Below are 23,313 nucleotides of genomic sequence, written 5' to 3'. Positions count from 1 at the left end.
TCGAAGGATAACAGGTGAAATGTATCCTTTTATTCCCGACCTTCATATACCAGCTATACGTGGAGTCTCCACGTTGAAAAGACTAAGGAACAACAATATGAATGATCATGTGTCTCTGGCAACCGCTTTCTATCAGGCTTTCAATGCCAATGACAGTACAGCTTTCGACCGCCTGCTCGCGACGGATTGGATCAACCACCCTGCCGACCCCGGTCAGCCAAATACCCCCGCAGGATTCAAACACGCGGTAGCTTATACCCATGCTGCTTTCGAGGGCTTCCACATCAATATAGAAGCTGTGGTAGCTGAAAATGACCTGGTTGTTTGCCGGATCGCCATGAATGGCCGACATATCCGCGATTTCGACCATTGGAAAGCCTCTGGTAAACAGGTACGTTTCACGGGTATGGATATGCACCGTATTGAAGGAGGAAAAATTAGAGAAACCTGGCACTTTGAAAATTTTGATGGCTTAAGAACAGTAGAAATCGCCTGATGGCCTCATTCCCCCGAGTAATATCAGGGCTACTCGGGGAAGTCATATCAATGCTCATCAAACGCCTAATCAGTATTATTTAAAAAAGAGGAGAAGCCGTATAAAAAACCCACCACAGAAATAATATACTTCATAAATATAATCATTAAACAGGCAATCAATATTACCCCACCACTTTCAATGCCATTAAAAAATTACCCACTATAATAAATAGGCATTTTCAATTAACGGCATACCTCGGGTAATAAAAATGGAGAAATTAAATGAAAAATAATAAGCAGATTAAATCTACGGTAGTGGCGGTATCATTAGTCGCATTAGCGTTAAGTTCTGCGGTTTCACTCGCCTGCACACGACTCGTTTATAAAGATAAAAATAACCCCAATTACCCTATCACCGCCCGCTCCATGGACTGGGCCGATGATACCAAGACCAACCTGTGGATTTTCCCACGAGAATTAAAGCGCTCTGGTGTCGCAGGCCAGCATTCTCTGGAATGGACGTCAAAATATGGCAGTGTTATTGCCTCTGCTTTTGATGGCGAAGAGGACAAGGCTTCCACCACTGACGGCGTTAATGAAAAAGGGTTGGCAGCAAACGTACTCTGGCTGGCGGAATCTGAATATCCTAAAACCACGCCAACAGCGGAAAAACCAGGATTAAGCATCGCTGCCTGGGCACAATATGTATTGGATAATTTTGCCACCGTTGATGAAGCCGTGAAATCACTGCAACAGGAAAAATTTATACTGGTGACCAAAGAACTAACAAATGAGAATCGACTGGCGACACTTCACCTTTCCTTATCCGATTCATCTGGTGACAGTGCAATTATTGAATATATCGACGGTAAGCAGGTTATTCATCATAGTAAAAACTATCAGGTGATGACCAATTCCCCGACTTTTAATCAACAATTGACATTAAATGACTATTGGGATCAGATCGGTGGCAATATCATGTTGCCAGGAACGAACCGTGCTGCCGACCGTTTTGTTCGCGCATCATTCTATGTAAAAAATGTTGCTCCCAATAAACTCATTCCTGGGGTAGCAGAGAAAAGTAAAATAGAAAAAGATAAAGCGGATTTAGCCACCGCATTTAGTATTATACGTAATGCCTCCGTTCCTTATGGCTACTCCTTACCGGAAACGCCAAATATTGCCTCAACGCGCTGGCGTACGGTTGTCGATCATCAATCGCTACAATACTTTTTTGAATCTGCCGTATCCCCCAATATCTTCTGGGTTGATTTGAAAAAAATTGACTTCTCTCCGCGTGGTAATAACGCCAGCAAGTTAGATTTAGGGCCAAACCAAAGCACTATTTATTCTGGTCAGGCTTCAGAGCAATTTAAGCCAGCTACGCCGTTTAAATTTGCAGGGCTGTAAATCAGGAAGTTATATCAGGTTTACTCCGAGATAATGTTAAAGCGCCGGTAAACGGTGGCGCGTTCTCGTTGCCTATAAAAACCCGCTAAAATCAGCGGGTTTTATTTTAAATCATACTGTTATAAATACTAGGTAAACACCGACTAATCATTCCCACTCAATCGTTGCCGGTGGCTTGCCCGATACGTCGTAAACAACGCGTGAGATGCCGTCGACTTCGTTGATGATGCGGTTGGAGACGCGGCCTAAGAAGTCGTATGGCAGATGTGCCCAGTGCGCGGTCATAAAGTCGATGGTTTCTACCGCACGCAGCGAAACGACCCAATCGTATTTACGGCCATCACCCATCACGCCCACGGAACGAACCGGCAGGAAGACGGTGAATGCCTGACTGACCTTGTTGTACAGATCGGCTTTGTGCAGTTCTTCGATGAAGATCGCATCCGCACGACGCAGCAGGTCACAGTACTCTTTTTTCACTTCACCCAGTACGCGTACGCCCAGACCGGGGCCTGGGAACGGATGGCGGTACAGCATGTTGTACGGCAGGCCCAGTTCCAGACCGATCTTACGCACTTCATCCTTGAACAGCTCTTTCAGCGGCTCAACCAGACCCAGCTTCATCTCTTTCGGCAGGCCACCCACATTGTGGTGCGATTTGATCACATGCGCTTTGCCAGTGGCAGACGCCGCTGATTCGATCACATCTGGGTAGATAGTGCCTTGCGCCAGCCATTTCACATCCGCTTGTTTGCTGGCTTCTTCATCGAACACTTCAACGAACACACGACCGATGATTTTGCGCTTAGCTTCTGGATCGTTTTCACCCGCCAGTTCGCTCAGGAAGCGATCTTCCGCCGCCACATGGACAATATTCAGACCGAAATGATCGCCGAACATTTCCAGTACCTGATCGGCTTCGTTCAGGCGCAGCAGGCCGTTATCAACAAACACGCAGGTCAGACGATCGCCGATCGCGCGGTGCAACAGCATCGCGGTCACGGAAGAATCCACGCCGCCAGACAGACCCAAAATCACCTTGTCGTTACCGACTTGCTCACGAATACGAGTTACCGCATCGTCGATAATCTTGGCGGGCGTCCATAGCGCTTCACACTGGCAGATGTCACGCACAAAACGCTCTAACATGCGCTGGCCCTGACGGGTGTGAGTGACTTCCGGGTGGAACTGTACGCCATAAAAACGCTTCTCTTCGTTCGCCATGATGGCAAACGGACAGGTGTCGGTGCTGGCAACGGTCTCAAACCCTTCAGGGATTTTCGTCACTTTATCGCCGTGGCTCATCCAGACATCCAGCAGCGGTTCGCCTGTCGCGCTCAACGCATCCTGAATATCACGCACCAGCGCGCTATCCGTCTTCACTTCTACCTGCGCATAACCAAACTCACGCTCGTTGGAACCTTCAACGTGGCCACCCAGTTGCATCGCCATCGTCTGCATGCCGTAGCACACGCCTAATACCGGTACGCCAGCGTTGAAAACGTATTCTGGCGCCCGCGGGCTGCCAAACTCGGTGGTGCTTTCTGGGCCGCCGGACAGGATGATCCCGTTCGGATTAAACCCACGAATCTGTGCTTCCGTGACATCCCATGCCCACAGTTCACAGTAAACGCCCAGCTCACGCACGCGACGTGCCACCAGTTGCGTGTACTGCGAGCCGAAATCCAGAATAAGAATGCGGTGTTGATGAATGTTTTGAGTCATGAGGAGCATGTTCCAAAAAGCAAAAGACAAAAGCGAAAAAAGTAAACCCAACTAGCCGCACTGCCTTACACAAAGGCGGTGCGGCGCAAAAAAATAGTACAGGGTTTATGGCATTAAATCACCTTATGAACCCATACGGTAGTTCGGTGACTCTTTGGTGATAGTCACGTCATGAACGTGGCTTTCCTGAATGCCCGCGCCGCTGATACGAACAAATTCAGCCTGCGTGCGCAGCGCGTCGATAGTCGCGCACCCCGTCAGCCCCATACAGGAGCGTAAACCGCCCATCTGCTGGTGAACGATCTCTTTCAGGCGGCCTTTATAGGCTACGCGGCCTTCGATCCCTTCCGGCACCAGTTTGTCAGCAGCGTTATCGGTCTGGAAGTAACGGTCTGACGAGCCTTTGGACATCGCGCCCAGTGAACCCATGCCGCGATAAGATTTGAAAGAACGCCCCTGATACAGTTCGATTTCACCAGGGGATTCTTCCGTACCCGCCAGCATAGAACCGACCATGACACAGGCTGCGCCTGCGGCGATAGCTTTGGCGATGTCGCCAGAAAAACGGATACCGCCATCAGCGATAACCGGAATACCCGTGCCTTCCAGCGCTTCAACCGCATCGGAGATCGCCGTAATCTGCGGTACGCCTACGCCAGTCACGATGCGCGTGGTACAGATAGAACCGGGGCCGATACCCACTTTCACTGCGCTAACGCCCGCCTCAACCAGCGCTTTCGCGCCAGAGCCTGTCGCAACGTTGCCGCCGATAATTTCGAGGTTTGGGTATTTTGCGCGGGTTTCACGAATACGCTGCAATACGCCTTCGGAATGGCCGTGAGAAGAGTCAATCAGCAGAACGTCAACGCCTGCGGCAACCAGCGCATCAACGCGCTCTTCGTTACCGGCCCCCGCCCCCACTGCCGCGCCAACGCGCAGGCGGCCGTGTTCATCTTTACAGGCGTTCGGTTTACGTTCTGCTTTCTGGAAATCTTTTACCGTGATCATGCCGATCAGGTGGAATGTGTCGTCAACGACCAGCGCTTTTTCGACGCGTTTTTCGTGCATTTTTTGCAGCACGACATCGCGCGCTTCACCTTCTTTAACGGTGACCAGACGCGCTTTCGGCGTCATGAACGCGCTAACCGGTTTTTCCAAATCGGTAACAAAACGCACGTCACGACCGGTGATGATACCAACCAGTTCGTTGTCTTTTGCGACAACCGGGTAACCCGCAAAGCCGTTACGCTCGGTCAGTTCTTTCATTTCGCGCAGCGTCGTTTCCGGGGTAACGGTCTGTGGATCAACCACTACGCCGCTTTCGTGTTTTTTCACGCGGCTCACTTCTTCAGCCTGACGCTCAATGGACATATTTTTGTGAATAAAGCCCAGACCACCTTCCTGCGCCAGCGCAATAGCCAAGCCAGATTCGGTAACGGTATCCATCGCTGCTGACAGCATAGGAATATTCAGGCGAATGTTTTTCGTCAACTGCGTAGACAGATCGGCAGTGTTAGGCAGAACGGTAGAATGAGCGGGAACCAGGAGGACGTCGTCAAACGTCAGTGCTTCTTTAGCGATACGTAGCATGGGCAATATCTCACCAAGGTGGATGTGGAGAATAGATAAAATATTGCCGTGGCATTATACAGAGCGTAATCGGTTGCCTCCAGCATTATTTTACTAAAATGCTTGATTACCTGTTTCAGGTCGGTAGTATCAATCAATTAAGTGGCTGTTTTAAAATTTGATCTGGCTCACAATGTCTCAATTTCCCTCCTCTGCAATTTTTACCGTTAGCCGCCTGAATCAGACGGTTAAACAATTATTGGAAATGGAAATGGGCCAGATTTGGCTCTCCGGCGAAATCTCCAACCTCTCTCAACCATCATCCGGCCATTGGTATTTCACACTGAAAGACGAGCGTGCGCAGGTGCGATGCGCGATGTTCCGCACCAGCAACCGTAAAGTCACGTTCCGCCCGCAAAACGGTCAGCAGGTGCTGATTCGTGCAAGCATTACGCTGTATGAACCGCGCGGCGACTATCAACTGCTGGCGGAAAGTATGCAACCAGCCGGTGACGGCCTGTTGCAGCAGCAGTTTGAGCAACTCAAGCAGAAACTTGCTGCCGAAGGGCTGTTCGATCAGCAGTTTAAGCAAGCGCTTCCCTCGCCCGCCAGACAGGTCGGTGTGATTACGTCAGCCAGCGGTGCCGCCCTGCACGATGTGTTGCAGGTGTTACAGCGCCGCGATCCGTCGCTACCAGTCATTGTGTATCCCACGTCAGTACAAGGAGCGGAAGCACCGCTACAGATTGTGCGCGCCATTGAGCTGGCCAACCGGAGAAATGAGTGTGACGTGTTAATCGTCGGACGCGGCGGCGGTTCGCTGGAAGATCTCTGGAGCTTTAATGACGAGCGAGTCGCCCGCGCCATCTTCGCCAGCCGCATTCCTATCGTCAGCGCCGTCGGCCATGAAACCGATATCACCATCGCCGATTTCGTCGGCGACCTGCGCGCGCCCACGCCGTCTGCCGCTGCGGAGTTAGTGAGTCGTAACCAACTGGAGCTATTGCGTCAGATACAATCCCAGCGTCAGCGGCTGGAAATGGCGATGGACTACTACCTTGCCCAGCGCAATCGGGTATTCACCCGTCTGCACCACCGCTTGCAGCAACAGCATCCGCAACTGCGGCTGGCACGCCAGCAGGCACAGTGGGTCAAACTGCGCCAACGGCTGGATGACGCCATGCAACAGCAGCTCCGACAGACTTCACGCCGGAGTGAACGCTTACAACAGCGCCTAATGCAACAGCAGCCGCAAACCCGAATTCACCGTGCACAGCAGCGTTTACAGCAGCTTAGTTATCAGATGCAAAATGCCGTGGAACGCCAGTTAAATCAGCATAAACAAAAGCTGGGCGTCGCCTGTTCGCGGCTGGAAGGGGTAAGCCCGTTGGCAACGCTGGCGCGTGGCTATAACGTCACGACGACCCCCGATGGTAATGTGCTGAAAAATATCGCACAAATTACCCCCGGTGAAACACTGAAAACCCGTTTGCAGGACGGCTGGGTAGAAAGTCAGGTCACGACGCTGATTACAAATCAAAATGCGGTGAAAAAGCGGCGAAAAACCTCATCTCAACCGCCAAAATAACGCGATTAGCATAAAATGCACGGTATGAGGATTTATCCGAAAACAGCGGCAATCTCCTCATTCTTACCTCTGGCATCTGAACTATACTCGTTCCCAGCTCACTAATTCATATTAACCGTTTTCACTGCATGGGCTACCAACCTCAACGCGGCGAAATGAAATGAATAAAGACAGTGAGCTTTATTAATCGTCTGTGTTACCGCAATGGTTGCCTTTCAAGGAGATAAGGTATGAAGTCCAGACCGATTTGTAGCATCATTCCCCCTTATATTTTGCATCGCATTATTGCAAACGGCACAGAAGAACAGCGCCACTGCGCCCAACAAACGCTGATGCACGTTCAGTCATTAATGGTCAGCCACAATCCGCGTCCAGAACCTCATGAGAAATTACCCGCTGGACGTGCCAAGCGCAGCATTCACAATGCCGAGCAACAGTTACCCGGCAAACAGGTACGTGCTGAAAGCCAGCCCAGCAACGGTGATATCGCTGTGGATGAAGCTTACAACTATCTGGGCATCACCTACGATTTCTTCTGGAAAATCTTCCAGCGTAACTCGCTGGATGCCGAGGGGCTGCCGCTGGCAGGTACGGTACATTACGGTCAGGATTACCAGAACGCCTTCTGGAATGGGCAGCAAATAGTGTTCGGGGATGGCGATGGCAAAATTTTCAATCGCTTCACGATTGCGCTGGATGTGGTCGCACATGAACTCACTCACGGCATAACGGAAAATGAAGCGGGTTTGATCTATTTTCGCCAGTCCGGCGCGCTAAATGAATCGTTGTCCGATGTCTTTGGCTCTATGGTTAAACAGTACCATTTGGGGCAAACTGCGGAACAGGCCGACTGGCTTATTGGTGCCGAGCTGCTGGCAGAGGGGATTCACGGTATGGGGCTGCGCTCAATGTCTCAGCCGGGGACCGCCTATGATGATGAGTTGATCGGCATCGACCCTCAACCCTCTCACATGAATGAGTATGTGAATACACGCGAAGACAACGGTGGCGTACACCTGAATTCAGGTATTCCCAATCGTGCCTTCTATCTGACGGCCATCGCGCTGGGCGGCTATTCCTGGGAAAAAGCGGGTCGCATCTGGTATGACACACTGTGTGATAACGCACTCCCGCAAAATGCGGATTTCGAAATTTTCGCGCGCCATACCATTCAACATGCCGCTAAGCGTTTTAATCCCACCGTTGCTGACATCGTCATGCAGTCGTGGGAAACCGTCGGCGTGGAGGTACGACAAGAGTTTTTATGAAGACGCTGCCGAAACTCACCGAAGACGCCATCATTGAATGGGCGCGTGCAGGGGGATTCGCCGGGATCCCCAAGCTGGCTGAACGGGGGCACAACAGCCTGCCGTAATAACGGTGGAGTTAATCGGCAGGCGAGTAACTGAACACCACCTGCCGCCTGGAGATCATTCCGTGCTGCTGGCAGAAATAATCCACCGCGCCACAGGCTTTCAACTCCTGAAGCAAGTGCTTACATTCAGGACACACCGCCTCACGCTGATAATGCTGCTGGCACTCCTCACAGCGAAACAAACCGTCAGGCTGCCATAGCATCACATGGTGACAATCAGGACAACGCGTATCCATCGTTTCTCCCACATTTTGCTATCAATAATGAAAGTATCAGACGTTAAATAACACCGAGTGAACGCAGCACATATAGCCCAATCGCAATCATGAAAAACGCCCCCACCGTTGTCAGCCCAATAATATTCGCTGCCAACGTCGCGTTTCCTCCCATGGCTCGTGTCATCGCATAGCTGCCTGATGCAGTCGGTGTTGCAGAAAACAGAAAAATAATGCCCAGTTCAACACCGCGAAAACCGACCAGCCATCCCCCCAACGTCAGTAGCCCCGGCACAACCAAGATCTTCGCCACCGAGGCAAGCACAGCAACATTGGACGAACGAAACATACTGCGCCACTCCAGACTGGCACCAGCGCACAACAGCGCCAACGGCAGCGCCATAGAGGAGATAAAACCGCCCGTTTGTTTAATCACGCCGGGCATCGGCAGTTGGCTTTGCCCATACGCCGCGCCAAGAAGCAGACCAATAATCAGCGGATTGGTCACGATCCCTTTCAACAGTTTACTGGCTGGGATTCTCTGTTCAGGCGATTGTCGCTGCAAGCTGCGCGTCAGCGTGATGACAGACAGTGCATTAAACATCATGACTGTCACCATCAGATACAGCGACCCGATAGCCACACCTTCATCACCATAAGCGCTCATCGCAAACGCCAGCCCCATCACGCCAGTATTCGAACGGAATCCGCCCTGCACAAAAATGCCACGCTCTTTTGGTTCTTTGACGACTTTCACTGCGGCAATTTCCAGCAACAGGAACGTCGCTAGTGTGCCCAGCGTCCCGTAAACTACCAGCGGCCACTGTTCGGAAAACGACTGATGATTAGTTGCCACGCTGAAAAACAGCAGGCAGGGAAGAGAAAGGTTGAATACCACCCGCATTGCCGTATCGCAAAAGGCATCATTAAGCAGATTGAGTTTACGTAACGCGATACCAAGCAACAACATCAGTACATTCGGCATCGTGACGTTAAACGCAAAGCTCCAGGTTTCCCAGGACATGGCTTTCCTTGATTATTATTGGTTTTGTTAACTACGGCTCGTTTCGGCGCTGACAAAACGGGGCGAATATCGCTATTCGCCCCGTTAATAAATCACTTACCTTTTTTGATGTGTGACATCAAACGCTTGCGCTTGCGTAGCTGGTTCGGTGTCAACGTATTACGCTTGTCTGCAAAGGGGTTCTCCCCTTCTTTAAACTGAATACGAATCGGCGTCCCCATCACGTCCAGCGAACGACGATAGTAGTTCATCAGATAGCGCTTGTAGGAATCCGGCAGGTCTTTCACCTGATTACCGTGGATCACCACAATCGGCGGGTTATATCCCCCGGCGTGTGCATATTTCAGCTTCACGCGGCGACCGCGTACCAACGGCGGCTGATGATCGTCTGACGCCATTTGCATGATACGGGTCAACATCGCCGTACTCACGCGGCGGGTCGCGCACGCATAGGCTTCGGTAACCGATTCAAACAAATTACCCACCCCGCTGCCGTGCAGCGCGGAAATGAAGTGAATACGGGCAAAGTCGATAAACCCAAGGCGCAGATCCAACGTCTCTTTTACCTGCTCACGCGCTTCCTGCGACAGGCCATCCCACTTGTTCACCACAATCACCAGTGAGCGCCCACTATTGAGGATAAAGCCCAATAACGAGAGATCCTGATCGGAAATCCCTTCACGCGCATCGATAACCAGCAGTACTACGTTGGCATCTTCAATCGCCTGCAAAGTCTTGATGACGGAGAATTTCTCTACCGTTTCCGTTACTTTGCCACGCTTGCGCACCCCGGCGGTATCAATCAGAACGTATTCGCGTTCATCGCGCACCATAGGAATGTAAATACTGTCACGCGTCGTGCCCGGCATATCAAATACCACCACGCGCTCTTCACCCAGAATACGGTTGGTCAGCGTGGATTTCCCCACGTTCGGACGCCCGACAATCGCCAGCTTGATCGGCAAATCTTCAGGGTTGAAATCGTCTTCGGCTTCTTCTTCGCTGGCCTGCTCTTCCGCTTCCAGTTCAGCCCAGTACGCCGCGTTCTCTTCTTCTTCGGTCAACTCGACCGGCTCTTCGATATCATCCTGTACAAACGGCAGCAAAACTGTTTCCAACAGCGACGTTACACCGCGGCCATGAGACGCGGCGATAGGGTACACTTCGCCCATTCCGAGTGAGTAGAAGTCGGCTGTGACCATATCGGGGTCGAGGCCATCGGTCTTGTTAGCCACCAGTACCGTGGTCTTTTCGCGGCTACGCAAATGCTTGGCAATACCTTCATCCGCAGGCATCAGCCCCGCACGGGCATCCACCATGAACAGCACGATGTCTGCCTCTTCAATGGCTACCAGCGATTGACCCGCCATACGCGTTTCCACGCCGTCTTCTGTACCGTCGATCCCACCGGTATCGACGATAATAAATTCATGCCCTTCCACTTCTGCACGACCATACTTGCGGTCACGAGTCAGCCCAGGGAAATCCGCCACCAATGCATCACGAGTGCGCGTTAAGCGGTTAAATAGCGTGGACTTCCCCACATTCGGACGCCCGACCAGCGCGACGACAGGTATCATTGTTACAACCTCATTACTTATATTTCAATACGTTACAGCGAAAATCTCGCTGACGATAAAAAGACGAAACGGCCCCTGATAATGTCAGGAGCCGTTGTGGTAACACGTTCAAAAGTACGAGCGCACCCAAAAGCGCTGCGCTCCAAATCAATATAGGGTTACCTAGCGGGTAAACGCGTAGACATCACCGTTTTTCGCCTGAATCAACAGCTTATCGCTGGCAACGACGGGCTTGCTCAGGAAACCGGAGCTATCTACTTTTTGCTGCGCCACAAAGCGCCCATCCGCCGTATTCAGCCAATGCAGATACCCTTCGGTATCGCCGACAACCAGATAACCGTTATACAGCACTGGCGCCGTCAGGTTACGGTGCAGCAGATCGCTTTGACGCCACAGGCTTACGCCGCCATTGGTGTTCAATGCAACAACGCGATCGTCCTGATCGACCAGATAAATACGGTCGCCATCAATGATAAAATCATGCACTGAACCCAGTTCACGCTTCCACAAAACCTGACCAGAACGCAGATCCAGCGCCGTCATATTGCCATTGTAACCCAGCGCGTACACCACTTCGCCTGCAACAACCGGCGTGGTATCAACATCATTCAGACGATCGATTTCGGTGGCACCGCTTGGCTGTGAAATACGCTGTTGCCAGATAAGCTGCCCTTGATTGATCATCACCGCATTCACACGACCATTGTCACCGCCCACAATCGCCGCGCCAAATGCGGTTGTCGGAGCAGATTCACCGCGCAAAGACAGTGTAGGCATATCCAGGTTGACGCTCCACTTGATGGCGCCATCCGCTTCATTCAACGCCTGCAACATACCGTTGCTGGTATGAATCAGTACGACACCGTCGCTGACGACAGGGCGAGACAGCGCTTCACCAGCCACTTTCGTCTGCCATACAGGCGTACCATCTTCTACATTCAACGCATAGACCTGCGCCTTTTCGCTGCCGACATAGACATGGTTACCAGACACCGTTACGCCGCCAGACAGCAGCGCCGGGTTATTGCGGGAGAAGAAATTGGTCTTCTCCGACAGATCGGCACGCCAAATCTCTTTGCCGTCATTCAGATCCATCGCTTTTACTGTGCCATGACGATCGGCGGCAAAAACGCGGTTATCCTGCCATGCGGGGTGAAGATTGGAATAAAACTCACCAATACCATTCCCAACCGAGCTGTTCCACACCTTAGTTGGCGTGAACTGGTTTTCCACCTGCGGCAGTGGAGACATAGTGACGACATCTTCTTCGCTGTTAAACAGCGAGCATCCGCTCAGCAGGGCAACAGAAACCAGTCCTACCAAAAGTGTTTTACGCAATTGCATGGAATTCCTCTTAGCTGGACAGGTTATTCAGTTTCATACGCAGTAACGATTGCTGTGCCTGCGATGGATTGGAAGACAACCCTTTGTTGTAGGCATCACGCGCAGCCTGATTATCCCCTTTGCTCACCAGAATATCGCCACGAACTTCCGCTACCTGTGACGCCCAGCCTTCCAGCTTGATGGCATCCAGCGTTTTCAGCGCGTCATCCACTTTGTTTTCCTGTAGCTGAACCCGCGCCAGACGCAGATTCACCACCGCCAGCAGGTCAGCATCTTTAGTCTGCGACTGCGCTTGTACCAAGTGCTGAGCGGCTTTAGCAAAATCTTTCAGATCAACGTAATGGCGAGCCAATTCCAGAGAAGCCAGCGCGCCATAGGCATTGTTATTCTCAGCCGTGAATTTCTCGGTTGCAGCAATCGCCTCAGCTTTGCCTTCGACCAATTGCTCCGTCACCTGCTGATAAGATGCAGATGCCGCCATCACGCTGTCATTTTGGTGACTTTGCCAAAAACGCCAGCCAACCAGTGCGCCAACGCCCAACACCACACCAACAACTAGCGCCTTTCCGTTCTCCGCGAGGAAACGACGTAGTGCATCAACCTGTTCATTCTCTGTGGTATAGACTTCCACGGTGTCTCTCTCCTCAATCCAGTAACGTTGCCAGCCGCGATGCGACATCGGCTTGTGCCAGTGTATCCTGCTCGCCATTACTCAGGTTTTTAACCACAACCTGACCAGCCGCCACTTCATTTTCACCTAACACCAATGCGACGCGTGCGCCCCATTTGTCAGCGCGGGCGAATTGTTTCTTAAAATTGCCGCCCCCGTAGTTGGTCATCAGTTTCAACTGCGGCAGCGCATCACGTAATTTCTCCGCCAGTTGCATTGCGGCAACCTGCGTTCCTGCACCGGAAGAAATCAGATAAACATCTACGCTCGGCTGTGCTTTGAAATCTGGATTGACAGACTGAACCAACAGCACCAGACGTTCCAGCCCCATCGCAAAACCCACCGCGGGCGTCGCGTGCCCGCCAAGCTGTTCCACCATACCATCATAACGCCCACCGGCACAGACCGTGCCCTGCGCGCCCAGACTGGTGGTGACCCACTCAAATACGGTGCGATTATAGTAATCCAAACCACGAACCAGACGCGGATTAACGGTATATGGGATACCGGACTGCGTTAAAAGTTCACCCAGCGCTTCAAAGTGTGCACGCGATTCGTCATCCAGATAGTCCGTCAGCACTGGAGCATCGTTCAACAGCACCTGAATCTGTGGATTTTTCGTATCCAGAACACGCAGCGGGTTGGTGTACATCCGGCGCAGGCAATCTTCATCGAGCTGATCTTTATGCTGTTCGAGGAACGCGACCAGCGCGTCACGATAGCGGGCACGCGCGTCTAATGAACCAATCGAGTTCAATTCCAGCTTCACATGATCGGCGATGCCTAGCACTCGCCACCAGCGCGCGGTCATCAGGATCAGTTCGGCATCAATATCCGGCCCTTGCAGACCAAACACTTCACAGCCCAACTGATGGAACTGGCGGTAACGCCCTTTCTGTGGACGTTCATAGCGGAACATCGGGCCGACATACCACAGTCGCTGTTCCTGGTTATAGAGAATACCGTGTTCAATACCGGCGCGAACGCAGCCTGCGGTCCCTTCGGGGCGCAGAGTCAGGCTATCGCCATTGCGATCGTCAAAGGTATACATCTCTTTTTCGACGACATCGGTCACTTCACCGATAGCGCGCTTAAACAACGGCGTTTGCTCAACAATCGGCAAACGAATTTCATTGTAGCCGTAGCCGCTGAGCACCTGTTTCAGGCTGTTTTCAATACGCTGCCACAATGCCGTTTCGGCTGGCAGGTAATCGTTCATGCCGCGAATGGCTTGAATATTTTTTGCCACGTTAATTCTCTATGCATTTTTCAAAAAATAAACCCGATTATAGAGGGATTGTCGTCGCATCTTCAATGCGGCACATCCCCATCGGGTTCAGGAATTGTGAACTATGCGGGTGACGGCATACCGCCACCCCGTCAGCGCTATTTATCCACCAGATTGACGGTAATGCGTTGATTTTCGTCCATCATGGAGGCTTTAGCGCGGATCTTGGCTTCTAACTGGTCGATCATCTGTTCGTTATCGAAGCGCTCTCTCTGCCGCACGCCATCCTCATAGAAGCCACTCTTGTTGTGTCCACCCGTGACACCAATGGTCGACACCAACGCTTCACCGGGACCGTTCACCACACAGCCGATAATCGAGACATCCATCGGCGTGATGATATCTTCCAGACGTTGCTCCAGCGCATTCACCGTTCCGATCACGTCAAACTCCTGACGAGAGCAGGTTGGGCAAGCAATGAAGTTAATTCCGCGTGAACGAATGCGCAGTGATTTCAGGATATCGAAACCGACTTTCACTTCTTCCACCGGATCGGCCGCCAGTGAAATACGCAGCGTGTCGCCAATGCCCTCTGATAGCAGCAAACCAAGACCGATAGCTGATTTCACTGCACCACTCCGTGCGCCGCCAGCTTCGGTGATACCGAGGTGCAGCGGCTGATCGATGCGCGCCGCCAGCAGACGATAAGATTGCACAGCAAGGAAAACATCCGAGGCTTTCACACTGACTTTAAACTGATCGAAATTCAGGCGATCGAGAATATCGACATGGCGCATCGCCGATTCCAGCAGCGCTTCCGGCGTCGGCTCACCATATTTTTCCTGCAAATCTTTTTCCAGCGAACCGCCGTTCACCCCAATGCGGATCGGGATATTTTTGTCGCGTGCGCAGTCAACAACCGAGCGGATACGCTCTTCGTTGCCAATGTTGCCGGGGTTAATACGCAGACAATCGACACCGTATTCCGCGACTTTCAGCGCGATGCGGTAGTCAAAATGGATGTCGGCGACGAGCGGGACATTTACCTGCTGTTTAATCAGTTTAAAGGCTTCCGCCGCGTCCATCGTTGGCACGGAGACACGGACAATATCCACTCCCACTCGCTCCAGCGATCTGATTTGATTGACGGTTGCTTCAACGTCGGTGGTTCGGGTGTTGGTCATGGATTGCACGGCAATCGGTGCACCATCTCCAACAGGCACCTTACCGACGTAAATCCGTTTTGATTTTCGACGGGTTATGGGTGCAGCGTTATGCATTACTTCATCTCCAACATTGCAGTCTTACCTGAACAGCACGTTATTCTGCGGTCAGCGTCAAGCGTGCAACCTGACTGCTGCGCACAAACTGGCTTAAATCGACTGGCTTACCTTGAAATTGAATCTGTACCGCAGCAGGTGCACCAATTTTAAGTTTATAGGGTGACTGACCATCCAGATTCAGTGTACCGCCATGACGCTGCATACCGCTGAACAGTTTTTTACCGCTGGCATCCGTGACCTCCAGCCAACAATCGGCCGTGAACGTCATCACCAGTGTATGGGTAGCGGATACCAGATTGCTGTCTACCGTCGTCGGTGCGGCAGCCCCAGCGCCTTGCAGTGCATTACCCGTAGGCTGCGGCTGTGCAGAACCCGTCTGTGGAAACGACTGACTGGACGGCACGGCAGACTGCGCCGTGGCGGAAGAAGACGTTGCCGCGACGGTGGAAGAAAGATCGACTGGCGTAGAAGTAGAAGAAGGTGCCGCCGCCGCATTTGGAGTCGCGGTTTCCTGCGCGACGCTGTTATCCATCAGCGGAACCGACTGCCCTTCCGTTTGCGCCTGAATTGAGCTGGCGTGATCGACCATGCTGTTGATTTCCGCCTGTTGAGCCTGATGGTTTTGCCACCACCATGCGCCCGTCAGCCCCAGAACAACAAACACGACCAGCCAGGTGATTGTCATCAACCAGCCATCACGCTTTTTGCGGCTTTTTTTCAGCGAAAAACTCTGCATCGGCGAAACAGAGAGCGTTTTAGGCACAGCCAGACTACCCACAGAGGGAAGCAGTTCATCTTCGGGTAAATGAACCAACTTGGCATAAGAGCGGATATAGCCGCGCAGAAAGGTCGGCGCTAAGCCTGCTGGGGTAGAACCGTCTTCAATATCGCGAACGGTAGTGATTTTAAGGCACAAACGCTCAGCAATAGTTTGCTGACTCAGTCCAAGGCGTTCACGCGCCTCACGCAGACGTTCGCCGGGTAGTTTTGCTTCTGTTGTATCTTGGGTGGCTTCAGTATTCATTAGCTAAGAAATGCTGGTACTGTTTAGATTGTGGAAAACTTCGCGCCAGCGCGTTGCCATAACGTTCTTTATCGACGTAATGACCCGCCAACGCGGCGAAACGAATCTGTAACCATAAGCTTTCGGCGGTGGCCGGAAGAATATGCCGATAAATATCAAGCAGCAGTCGCGCTTGTTCCTGCTTCCCGGTAGAAAACTGTTGGTTTGCTTCAGCCAACAAGGCGCTGCCTTTCGTCGGGTCATATTTTAACGCCCGGCTTAATAAATTGCGTGCCTCTACAGTCTGTCCGGCATTGAAAAAACAGTATCCCGCATTTTCCAACGCATCAGCAACCTGGCTGTAATCAGGAAGTTGTGCAGCCGCACTAAACTGTCGCTGCGCCGCTACATACTGCCCTAAACGACACAGAAACGCACCGTAATTATTCATGACACTGCCATTTCCCGGTGCCATGCTCAACACATGCTGATAACGCTGGTCGGCCAGATGGTTTTCACCTATCCGCTGCTCGTAAAGCGCCATCCCCAATTGTGTTCGATAATCCTGTGGTGCCATCGCCACAGCCTTCTCAAGATTCTGCCGGGCTGAATCCAGATTATTGCGCGCCAAATACGCCAACCCGAGCTGCAAGCGCGTTTGAGCGGCCACAGGATTTACCGTCTCATGAGGCGAAGGCACACACCCTACCAGCAATAGCATCGCCAATAGGCCACTCAGCCAATATGATAAAGCGCGTCCCTGTGATAGACCCTTTGCCATCCCTGTTCCCTCGCGTCGTCATCCTTGTTTGACATCCTGGACAAGAGATTACCGCAATACGAACAGGGCGACAGTCAGATCTGATAACAACGCGGCGCGCCTCGCAATTTTCTCACACTTACCCCGCAAGCCGAGCTGGTAGCAGACGTCGGGGAGTGTTTCCGCGTGAATTAACCCACGTCACGCCATTCGTTATCAGACCGCTTTCACCGCGATAGGTTCACCGGCCATTTTCTTCTTCAGCGTACGCTTGGTTCTGTCTACAACTTCCCCCGCCAACTGACCGCAGGCGGCATCAATGTCATCCCCACGGGTTTTACGAACGATAGTCGTGAAACCATACTCCATCAGCACTTTGGAGAAACGGTCAACGCGGCTGTTTGAGCTACGGCCATACGGCGCGCCCGGGAACGGGTTCCACGGAATCAGGTTGATCTTGCACGGTGTATCTTTCAAACATTGAGCCAGTTGGTGCGCATGTTCAGTGCCATCATTAATATGATCCAACATCACATATTCAACGGTCACACGGCCTTGATTCGCATTGGATTTTTCCAGATAGCGACGCACTGCGCTCAGGAACATTTCGATATTGTACTTCTTGTTGATCGGCATGATTTCGTTGCGAATGTCGTCGGTCGGCGCATGCAGTGAAATGGCCAGAGCGACATCGATCATATCACCCAGTTTATCCAACGCAGGCACCACGCCAGATGTGGACAGCGTGACGCGACGCTTGGATAAACCAAAACCGAAATCATCCAGCATGATTTCCATCGCTGGCACCACGTTAGTCAGGTTCAGCAGCGGTTCACCCATGCCCATCATCACCACGTTGGTGATCGGACGCTGCCCCGTGACTTTAAAGGCACCAATAATTTTCGCCGCACGCCACACCTGACCAATGATTTCCGATACGCGCAGGTTACGGTTAAAGCCCTGCTGCGCCGTCGAACAGAATTTACACTCCAGCGCACAGCCTACCTGAGACGACACACACAGCGTGGCGCGATCTTCTTCAGGAATATACACCGTTTCGACCCGCTGGCCGCCCACCAGGATCGCCCATTTAATCGTGCCGTCGGAAGAACGCTGTTCATCCACCACTTCGGGGGCGCGAATTTCAGCCACTTCCTGCAATTTGGTACGGAAAACTTTGTTGATATCCGTCATCTGATTGAAATCATCACAGCAGTAGTGATAAATCCACTTCATGACCTGATCGGCGCGGAACGGTTTCTCTCCCATCGACATGAAGAGGTCACGCATTTGCTGGCGGTTAAGATCCAACAGATTAATTTTTTCCGCACTGGCTTGAGCGGATTGAGAGGCATCAGCAGACGCCGGAGAGAATTCGGACACGGTTTGCTCGGATACGGTAGTTTTAGGTGCTGTGATTTCAGACACGACGGTTTCAGACGCGATTTGCTTAGACATTGTCAATCCTGGCCTCGTTATTACACGTTATGGCACGAAAAATAGGGTGGAATTCGATGGTAATAACCAAAGAAACGCCCCGAATAAGTGCAGGCTCATCCGGGGCGCAGCATTGTACAAAGTTTAAAACAGGTAAGCTACCATCACCGCTTTTTTTCTGTGTCATTAAGCCAGCATCGCATATTCACGCAACCCAAAAGAGGCAACAACACAAGCACTCACCTGTTATCACGCACAACAATGCATCATGCGTAACGCGACACAGAAATTACGCGCGCGGGCAAATTTCGTCATCGCTGAAGAAATAAGCGATTTCACGCTGAGCGGATTCGATAGAATCAGAACCGTGTACCGCGTTTGCCGTGAAGCTGTCTGCGTAGTCGGCGCGCAGCGTTCCCGCTAGCGCATTCGCCGGGTTCGTCGCACCCATGATGTCACGGTTACGTTGAACGGCGTTTTCACCTTCCAGTGCCTGGACCATAATGGGGCCAGACATCATGAATTCGACCAGCCCGTCAAAGAACGGCTTGCCTTTATGCTCGGCATAGAAACCTTCCGCTTGTTCACGGCTCAGACGCAGCATTTTAGCCGCAACAATGGTAAAACCTGCGCTTTCAAAGCGGGCGTAAATCGCACCGATGGCATTCTTGGCAACCGCATTAGGTTTTACGATGGAGAAGGTACGTTCTATCGTCATATTGACCTCATTAGCTAAACTATCAGATTGCAGCCGGATTATAAGAATTGTCTATACCCTAAATAATTCGAGTTGCAAGCAGGCGGCAACCGCACAGGCAACTTGAAGTATGACGAGTATACCCGACCAGTGAAAGTGGCGCAGATTATAAGGGTAGCGGCCTTTATTGCCTACCAAAGAGATAACATTTCATTAAAAAACATTACCTCTTCCTCCCTCTTTATTAACGATTACGCCTTGCGCTGAATCAGCCTAATGAGGCCAATCAAGATTACTGGCAGTAATTAAAACAAGTATATAGAGAGGATGTCGCCGAATAATCCGCGACTTGTCGGATAAGGGAAAATCGCTGACAATGCATCTATCATTACACATCGGAGCCGAATTCGTCGGCTCCAGCGTGGAGGATCTATGCCAGCATCATCTTCTGATTTGCCCGTTTCTCATGAGCGGTTTGTTTCCGCAGACTGGCTTGCCAGCCACCTGAATGACCGCAGCATTACGCTCATTGATGCCCGGATGCTGCCACCGGGTAACAGCACGCGTGATATTCACGCCGAATACCGTGCCGGTCACCTACCTGGCGCGGTTTTTTTTGATATCGAAACCCTGTCCGATCACAGCACCGATCTGCCGCATATGATGCCGACGCGCGAAAACTTCGTACGTGCAATGGGTGAATTGGGGATCGATAACCAGCAACATCTGGTGATTTATGATGAAGGCAATCTCTTCTCCGCTCCACGCGCGTGGTGGATGTTGCACACCTTCGGTGCAACATCTCTTTCGATCCTGAGTGGAGGACTGGCAGGCTGGAAAGCGCAAAATCTGCCGTTGGAGCAGGGTGATGTCGCGCCAAAGCCAACCACGTTTCACGCTACGTTGGATGAACGCGCCATTCGTTCACGCGACGAGGTGCTTTCCATCAGTCGGGATAAATCAGAACAGATTATTGACGCCCGCCCCGCTCCGCGCTTTCACGCCGAGGTGGACGAACCGCGTCCCGGTCTGCATCGTGGACATATTCCCGGCAGTCTGAATGTCCCCTGGACCGATCTGGTGCATAACGGTGCACTGAAGCCGAATGCCGAACTCGCAACCATTCTGCATAAGCACGGCGTAGATTTCACTCGCCCTATCGTCGCCAGTTGTGGCTCCGGCGTAACGGCATCCGTCGTCGTGTTAGCACTGGCACAGCTAAATGTCCCGAATGTGACGTTATACGATGGTTCGTGGAGCGATTGGGGTAGCCGCGACGATGTACCGATTGCACGTGATTAACCCTGTTCAGGGTTTTACGGTCTGTGAGTCAGAACGTTCATTCGACTCAAATCAGGTGATACTGCTTGATGTACGGCGGTTGCAGCAGGCAACGGCGGAAAAAGCCTTATCCGTCGTTGCCTGTATCAAATTTATCTACCCTAAATAATTCGGGTGGCGTAAGGGCGACAGACGCACAAGCCGCCTGAAGTAAAGCGGTATCAGGCGTTGCCGGTGGCCTTAAACTCCCTCAGGAAACTCCCCCACTTGCGCTCGTAAAACGGTGTGGTGTGCTTAATCATGTAGTGGCTGATGCCCGGCTCGCCCTCCTTCACCAAACAGAGATCGACAGGGCGTTCATCCGGCAACGTATCGCTGGCGACGCTGCCCGCTTCACGGATAACGCTTTCCTCGTCCTGATCGACATCAATACCAATCAGCAGATGCGGCTGTTCTTCGCCCGGTTCCTGAATCTGCGCCAGAAACGCCCGTTTTACATGGCGATGCTTGGTAAAGAGTTGTGTCAGGGAGTCAATCATCTGTGCGGGCATCTCGGCGGGCTGGCTTAGCAAGACCTGCATATCTTCTTCGACGATGCGTTGCTGAACAAAACCGTTACCGTCACCGGACAGGATATGTTCAATTTCCTGCGGCAAAAACTCTTTGCCATATGGCAGCTTAGGATTGAGGAATAGCGTGACGCCCTGCGTCATTTCAAATAGCGAACGCGTCGGCAGTGCCAGAAAAGACGCCTCGTCCGTAATCACGCTCTGTAAGGCTTCCAAAGAAGAAAAGAAAGGAATAGCCGATGAGCCATCGTCTTTTTCCCAGTGCTGGATGTTCACATTACTGCCTGCATGCAGCACCACCTCACCGGTCTCATCCCCGTCGTCGGTGCTGCCTAGCACAAACACCGTGGCTTCCATCAGTTCGCTGAAAAATTCTGGACGATGTGCCGGCTCCGTAGCCGCCAGAATCAGCACTTCTTCCAGTTTATTACGTGGCGAAAACTCCATACTGCCCTCAACATGATTACGTTAAAAACCGGCGCGTTGAAGCTGAATAACGTGCATGGCAGCAGCCATCACTCTCAAATCAGCCTCAGCGCGACGTTATTTCTCAACCCCTTGATCAACTCAGGGCTGTAAGCAGCAGACACCTATTTGGTGCGGCTCAGCAAGAGGTTAGCCAGCGTGCGCACGCCAAGCCCCGTCGCCCCCGTCGCCCACTGATCTACAGCACCTTTGCGGTAGGTCGCGGAACAGTCGATGTGCAGCCAGCCCTGCTGATAATTCTTCACAAAATGCGACAGGAATGCCGCCGCCGTGCTGGCACCCGCAGTGTGCGCGCCGCTGGCAATGTTATTCAGATCGGCAAAGCTGGACGGCAGGTGGCTACGGTGGAACTCTTCCAGCGGCAGACGCCAGAACGGCTCGTTTTCTTGTTTCGCACTGTCCTGCAAGGCCGCCACCAGTTCATCATCAAAGCTGAACAGCGCGTGATAATCGTTACCCAGCGCCATTTTCGCTGCACCTGTTAACGTTGCGCAGTCAATAATCCATTGCGGATTCTGTTCGGAAGCATCGATCAGACCATCCGCCAGCACCAGACGCCCTTCTGCATCGGTGTTCATGACTTCAACCGTTTTACCGTTACGGTAACGAATGATGTCGCCCAGTCGGAACGCATTGCCACTCACCATATTGTCTGCACAGCACAGATACAGCTTCACGCGCTGTTGCAAACCGCGTGATGCCGCCAGCGCCAATGCCCCCGTTAGAGTGGCGGCACCGCCCATATCCGATTTCATGGAATCCATGGAGCCACTGGGTTTCAGGCTGTAGCCGCCGGTATCGAACGTAATGCCTTTACCGACCAGACAGGCGAACACGGGTTCATCTGGGTTACCCGACGGGTTATAGTCCAGCGCCAACAGCACCGGAGGACGCTCAGAGCCGCGCCCCACAGTGTGCAGACCAGCGTAATTCTGTTCACGCAGATCTTCACCTTTGGTGATGCGGTAGCTGACGGCATCACAGGCGACATCACACAGTAGATCGACGGCGCGGGTCGCCAGTTGCTCAGGGCCTAAATCTTCAGCAGGCAGGTTAATGGTGTCACGAACCCAATCGACAATCTTCAGTCGGTCAGTCAACTCTTTCTGGTCAGCGTCATTCAGCTCTGCCCATTCAACCGTTCTTTGCCCTTTTGGCGCGCGATACCCCTGCCAGAATGCCCAACTGTTTGCCAAATCCCAGCCTTCACCGGCTAGCTTAACGTGTTTAATCCCCTGCCCGTCGATCTTGCGGGCAGCACGTTGGATCACCGCCAGTGCGGCTTTGCCATTCAGCGATGTCGTCCCTACATGAATGGTAAAACCCTGCTCATTCACACTCAGCGTCGCTTTTTCTCCCCAGCGCGCGTCAGCAGGTTGGGTGGAGAGTGAAATCAGCATGGTATTGTTCGTCATAGTGCTTCTCCGATAATAGGTATTCCTGCCACATTTCATGTTTGCAGGTGCTTTTCATATTTGCAGTTAGATAAACCGTGCATCATGACATGCAAATGTGACGAATTTTGGCATGGAAATAAAACTGGCTACCAAAGGCTAATGCCGATCGTTTAAGCATCGAGATACCGGGGGCGA

20 protein-coding genes are annotated in these 23,313 nt (G+C 52.1%); 5 read left to right on the top strand and 15 right to left on the bottom strand.

The genetic code is table 11. The features are described 5' to 3' along the window. Nucleotides 1-97: 97 nt before the first annotated feature. Together OI69_RS19465 and OI69_RS16650 are read left to right on the top strand one after the other, a co-directional pair. Nucleotides 98-496 (top strand): ester cyclase, encoded by a 399-nt coding sequence (locus tag OI69_RS19465; RefSeq protein ID WP_072034315.1) that lies wholly within the window; start codon nucleotides 98-100, stop codon nucleotides 494-496. A 263-nt stretch (nucleotides 497-759) separates the two neighbouring features. Further along, nucleotides 760-1,887, top strand: coding sequence for a linear amide C-N hydrolase (locus OI69_RS16650; RefSeq protein ID WP_039352957.1), 1,128 nt, complete (start codon nucleotides 760-762; stop codon nucleotides 1,885-1,887). A gap of 147 nt (nucleotides 1,888-2,034) precedes the next feature. Here the strand turns inward: OI69_RS16650 and guaA are convergent, their stop codons facing one another. Both guaA and guaB read right to left on the bottom strand, forming a co-directional pair. Next, nucleotides 2,035-3,612 carry a glutamine-hydrolyzing GMP synthase gene (gene guaA, locus OI69_RS16645; RefSeq protein ID WP_039352954.1) on the bottom strand — a complete coding sequence of 526 codons (1,578 nt, stop codon included), beginning with the start codon at nucleotides 3,610-3,612 and terminating at the stop codon, nucleotides 2,035-2,037. 123 nt (nucleotides 3,613-3,735) lie between these two features. Further along, nucleotides 3,736-5,202 (bottom strand): IMP dehydrogenase, encoded by a 1,467-nt coding sequence (gene guaB / locus OI69_RS16640; RefSeq protein ID WP_039352951.1) that lies wholly within the window; start codon nucleotides 5,200-5,202, stop codon nucleotides 3,736-3,738. A 172-nt stretch (nucleotides 5,203-5,374) separates the two neighbouring features. Between guaB and xseA the strand changes: the two genes are divergently transcribed. After that, a complete protein-coding gene (xseA, locus tag OI69_RS16635) occupies nucleotides 5,375-6,769 on the top strand; it encodes an exodeoxyribonuclease VII large subunit (RefSeq protein ID WP_039352947.1) in 1,395 nt (464 codons plus the stop codon). Nucleotides 6,770-6,999: 230 nt separating this feature from the next. Next, complete coding sequence (locus tag OI69_RS16630) at nucleotides 7,000-8,037, top strand: M4 family metallopeptidase (protein WP_039352944.1); 1,038 nt, start codon at nucleotides 7,000-7,002, stop codon at nucleotides 8,035-8,037. A 118-nt stretch (nucleotides 8,038-8,155) separates the two neighbouring features. Here OI69_RS16630 and OI69_RS16625 read toward each other — a convergent pair whose 3' ends face one another. From OI69_RS16625 to ndk, 11 genes are all read right to left on the bottom strand, one after another. Continuing rightward, nucleotides 8,156-8,380: a zinc ribbon domain-containing protein gene (locus OI69_RS16625; RefSeq protein WP_039352941.1), complete on the bottom strand. Its 225-nt coding sequence runs from the start codon at nucleotides 8,378-8,380 to the stop codon at nucleotides 8,156-8,158. Nucleotides 8,381-8,423: 43 nt separating this feature from the next. Next, the gene (locus OI69_RS16620) at nucleotides 8,424-9,383 is read right to left on the bottom strand and encodes an AEC family transporter (RefSeq protein WP_039352939.1); all 960 of its coding nucleotides are present in this window, start codon (nucleotides 9,381-9,383) and stop codon (nucleotides 8,424-8,426) included. 92 nt (nucleotides 9,384-9,475) lie between these two features. Beyond that, the gene (gene der / locus OI69_RS16615; protein ID WP_039352936.1) at nucleotides 9,476-10,963 is read right to left on the bottom strand and encodes a ribosome biogenesis GTPase Der; all 1,488 of its coding nucleotides are present in this window, start codon (nucleotides 10,961-10,963) and stop codon (nucleotides 9,476-9,478) included. Between the two features lie 162 nt (nucleotides 10,964-11,125). Then, a complete protein-coding gene (gene bamB / locus OI69_RS16610) occupies nucleotides 11,126-12,307 on the bottom strand; it encodes an outer membrane protein assembly factor BamB (protein WP_039352933.1) in 1,182 nt (393 codons plus the stop codon). Between the two features lie 10 nt (nucleotides 12,308-12,317). Then, nucleotides 12,318-12,938 carry a YfgM family protein gene (locus OI69_RS16605; protein ID WP_039353069.1) on the bottom strand — a complete coding sequence of 207 codons (621 nt, stop codon included), beginning with the start codon at nucleotides 12,936-12,938 and terminating at the stop codon, nucleotides 12,318-12,320. 13 nt (nucleotides 12,939-12,951) lie between these two features. Continuing rightward, nucleotides 12,952-14,226: a histidine--tRNA ligase gene (gene hisS, locus OI69_RS16600; protein WP_039352930.1), complete on the bottom strand. Its 1,275-nt coding sequence runs from the start codon at nucleotides 14,224-14,226 to the stop codon at nucleotides 12,952-12,954. Nucleotides 14,227-14,363: 137 nt separating this feature from the next. Next, nucleotides 14,364-15,485 (bottom strand): flavodoxin-dependent (E)-4-hydroxy-3-methylbut-2-enyl-diphosphate synthase, encoded by a 1,122-nt coding sequence (gene ispG / locus OI69_RS16595; protein WP_039352927.1) that lies wholly within the window; start codon nucleotides 15,483-15,485, stop codon nucleotides 14,364-14,366. A gap of 40 nt (nucleotides 15,486-15,525) precedes the next feature. Then, nucleotides 15,526-16,512, bottom strand: a complete 987-nt coding sequence (gene rodZ / locus OI69_RS16590) for a cytoskeleton protein RodZ (RefSeq protein WP_039352923.1) — start codon at nucleotides 16,510-16,512, stop codon at nucleotides 15,526-15,528. Then, a complete protein-coding gene (gene pilW / locus OI69_RS16585) occupies nucleotides 16,502-17,272 on the bottom strand; it encodes a type IV pilus biogenesis/stability protein PilW (RefSeq protein ID WP_039352920.1) in 771 nt (256 codons plus the stop codon). The genes rodZ and pilW overlap by 11 nt, the downstream gene beginning before the upstream one ends. Before the next feature lie 195 nt (nucleotides 17,273-17,467). Further along, a complete protein-coding gene (locus OI69_RS16580; RefSeq protein WP_039352916.1) occupies nucleotides 17,468-18,709 on the bottom strand; it encodes a bifunctional tRNA (adenosine(37)-C2)-methyltransferase TrmG/ribosomal RNA large subunit methyltransferase RlmN in 1,242 nt (413 codons plus the stop codon). Between the two features lie 268 nt (nucleotides 18,710-18,977). Next, a complete protein-coding gene (gene ndk / locus OI69_RS16575; RefSeq protein ID WP_014698955.1) occupies nucleotides 18,978-19,406 on the bottom strand; it encodes a nucleoside-diphosphate kinase in 429 nt (142 codons plus the stop codon). Between the two features lie 411 nt (nucleotides 19,407-19,817). Between ndk and sseA the strand changes: the two genes are divergently transcribed. Continuing rightward, nucleotides 19,818-20,687, top strand: coding sequence for a 3-mercaptopyruvate sulfurtransferase (gene sseA, locus OI69_RS16570; RefSeq protein WP_039352913.1), 870 nt, complete (start codon nucleotides 19,818-19,820; stop codon nucleotides 20,685-20,687). A 200-nt stretch (nucleotides 20,688-20,887) separates the two neighbouring features. On the opposite strand, the gene sseB is transcribed toward sseA, so the two are convergent. Both sseB and pepB read right to left on the bottom strand, forming a co-directional pair. Next, entirely contained in the window at nucleotides 20,888-21,682 is a 795-nt protein-coding gene (gene sseB, locus OI69_RS16565; protein ID WP_039352909.1) for an enhanced serine sensitivity protein SseB, read from the bottom strand. A gap of 143 nt (nucleotides 21,683-21,825) precedes the next feature. Further along, a complete protein-coding gene (gene pepB / locus OI69_RS16560; protein ID WP_039352906.1) occupies nucleotides 21,826-23,136 on the bottom strand; it encodes an aminopeptidase PepB in 1,311 nt (436 codons plus the stop codon). Nucleotides 23,137-23,313: the final 177 nt, after the last annotated feature.

Origin of the sequence: Pectobacterium fontis (genome assembly GCF_000803215.1) — a bacterium.
Lineage (GTDB): Bacteria > Pseudomonadota > Gammaproteobacteria > Enterobacterales > Enterobacteriaceae > Pectobacterium > Pectobacterium fontis.
This window is presented reverse-complemented; position numbering and strand designations above follow the sequence as displayed.

Bases quoted from the DNA above. Each gene is read 5' to 3' on its own strand.
- OI69_RS19465 (WP_072034315.1), top strand. From the start codon at position 98: ATGAATGATCATGTGTCTCTGGCAACCGCTTTCTATCAGGCTTTCAAT.
- OI69_RS16650 (WP_039352957.1), top strand. From the start codon at position 760: ATGAAAAATAATAAGCAGATTAAATCTACGGTAGTGGCGGTATCATTA.
- guaA (WP_039352954.1), bottom strand. From the start codon at position 3,612: ATGACTCAAAACATTCATCAACACCGCATTCTTATTCTGGATTTCGGC.
- guaB (WP_039352951.1), bottom strand. From the start codon at position 5,202: ATGCTACGTATCGCTAAAGAAGCACTGACGTTTGACGACGTCCTCCTG.
- xseA (WP_039352947.1), top strand. From the start codon at position 5,375: ATGTCTCAATTTCCCTCCTCTGCAATTTTTACCGTTAGCCGCCTGAAT.
- OI69_RS16630 (WP_039352944.1), top strand. From the start codon at position 7,000: ATGAAGTCCAGACCGATTTGTAGCATCATTCCCCCTTATATTTTGCAT.
- OI69_RS16625 (WP_039352941.1), bottom strand. From the start codon at position 8,380: ATGGATACGCGTTGTCCTGATTGTCACCATGTGATGCTATGGCAGCCT.
- OI69_RS16620 (WP_039352939.1), bottom strand. From the start codon at position 9,383: ATGTCCTGGGAAACCTGGAGCTTTGCGTTTAACGTCACGATGCCGAAT.
- der (WP_039352936.1), bottom strand. From the start codon at position 10,963: ATGATACCTGTCGTCGCGCTGGTCGGGCGTCCGAATGTGGGGAAGTCC.
- bamB (WP_039352933.1), bottom strand. From the start codon at position 12,307: ATGCAATTGCGTAAAACACTTTTGGTAGGACTGGTTTCTGTTGCCCTG.
- ispG (WP_039352927.1), bottom strand. From the start codon at position 15,485: ATGCATAACGCTGCACCCATAACCCGTCGAAAATCAAAACGGATTTAC.
- rodZ (WP_039352923.1), bottom strand. From the start codon at position 16,512: ATGAATACTGAAGCCACCCAAGATACAACAGAAGCAAAACTACCCGGC.
- pilW (WP_039352920.1), bottom strand. From the start codon at position 17,272: ATGGCAAAGGGTCTATCACAGGGACGCGCTTTATCATATTGGCTGAGT.
- OI69_RS16580 (WP_039352916.1), bottom strand. From the start codon at position 18,709: ATGTCTAAGCAAATCGCGTCTGAAACCGTCGTGTCTGAAATCACAGCA.
- ndk (WP_014698955.1), bottom strand. From the start codon at position 19,406: ATGACGATAGAACGTACCTTCTCCATCGTAAAACCTAATGCGGTTGCC.
- sseA (WP_039352913.1), top strand. From the start codon at position 19,818: ATGCCAGCATCATCTTCTGATTTGCCCGTTTCTCATGAGCGGTTTGTT.
- sseB (WP_039352909.1), bottom strand. From the start codon at position 21,682: ATGGAGTTTTCGCCACGTAATAAACTGGAAGAAGTGCTGATTCTGGCG.
- pepB (WP_039352906.1), bottom strand. From the start codon at position 23,136: ATGACGAACAATACCATGCTGATTTCACTCTCCACCCAACCTGCTGAC.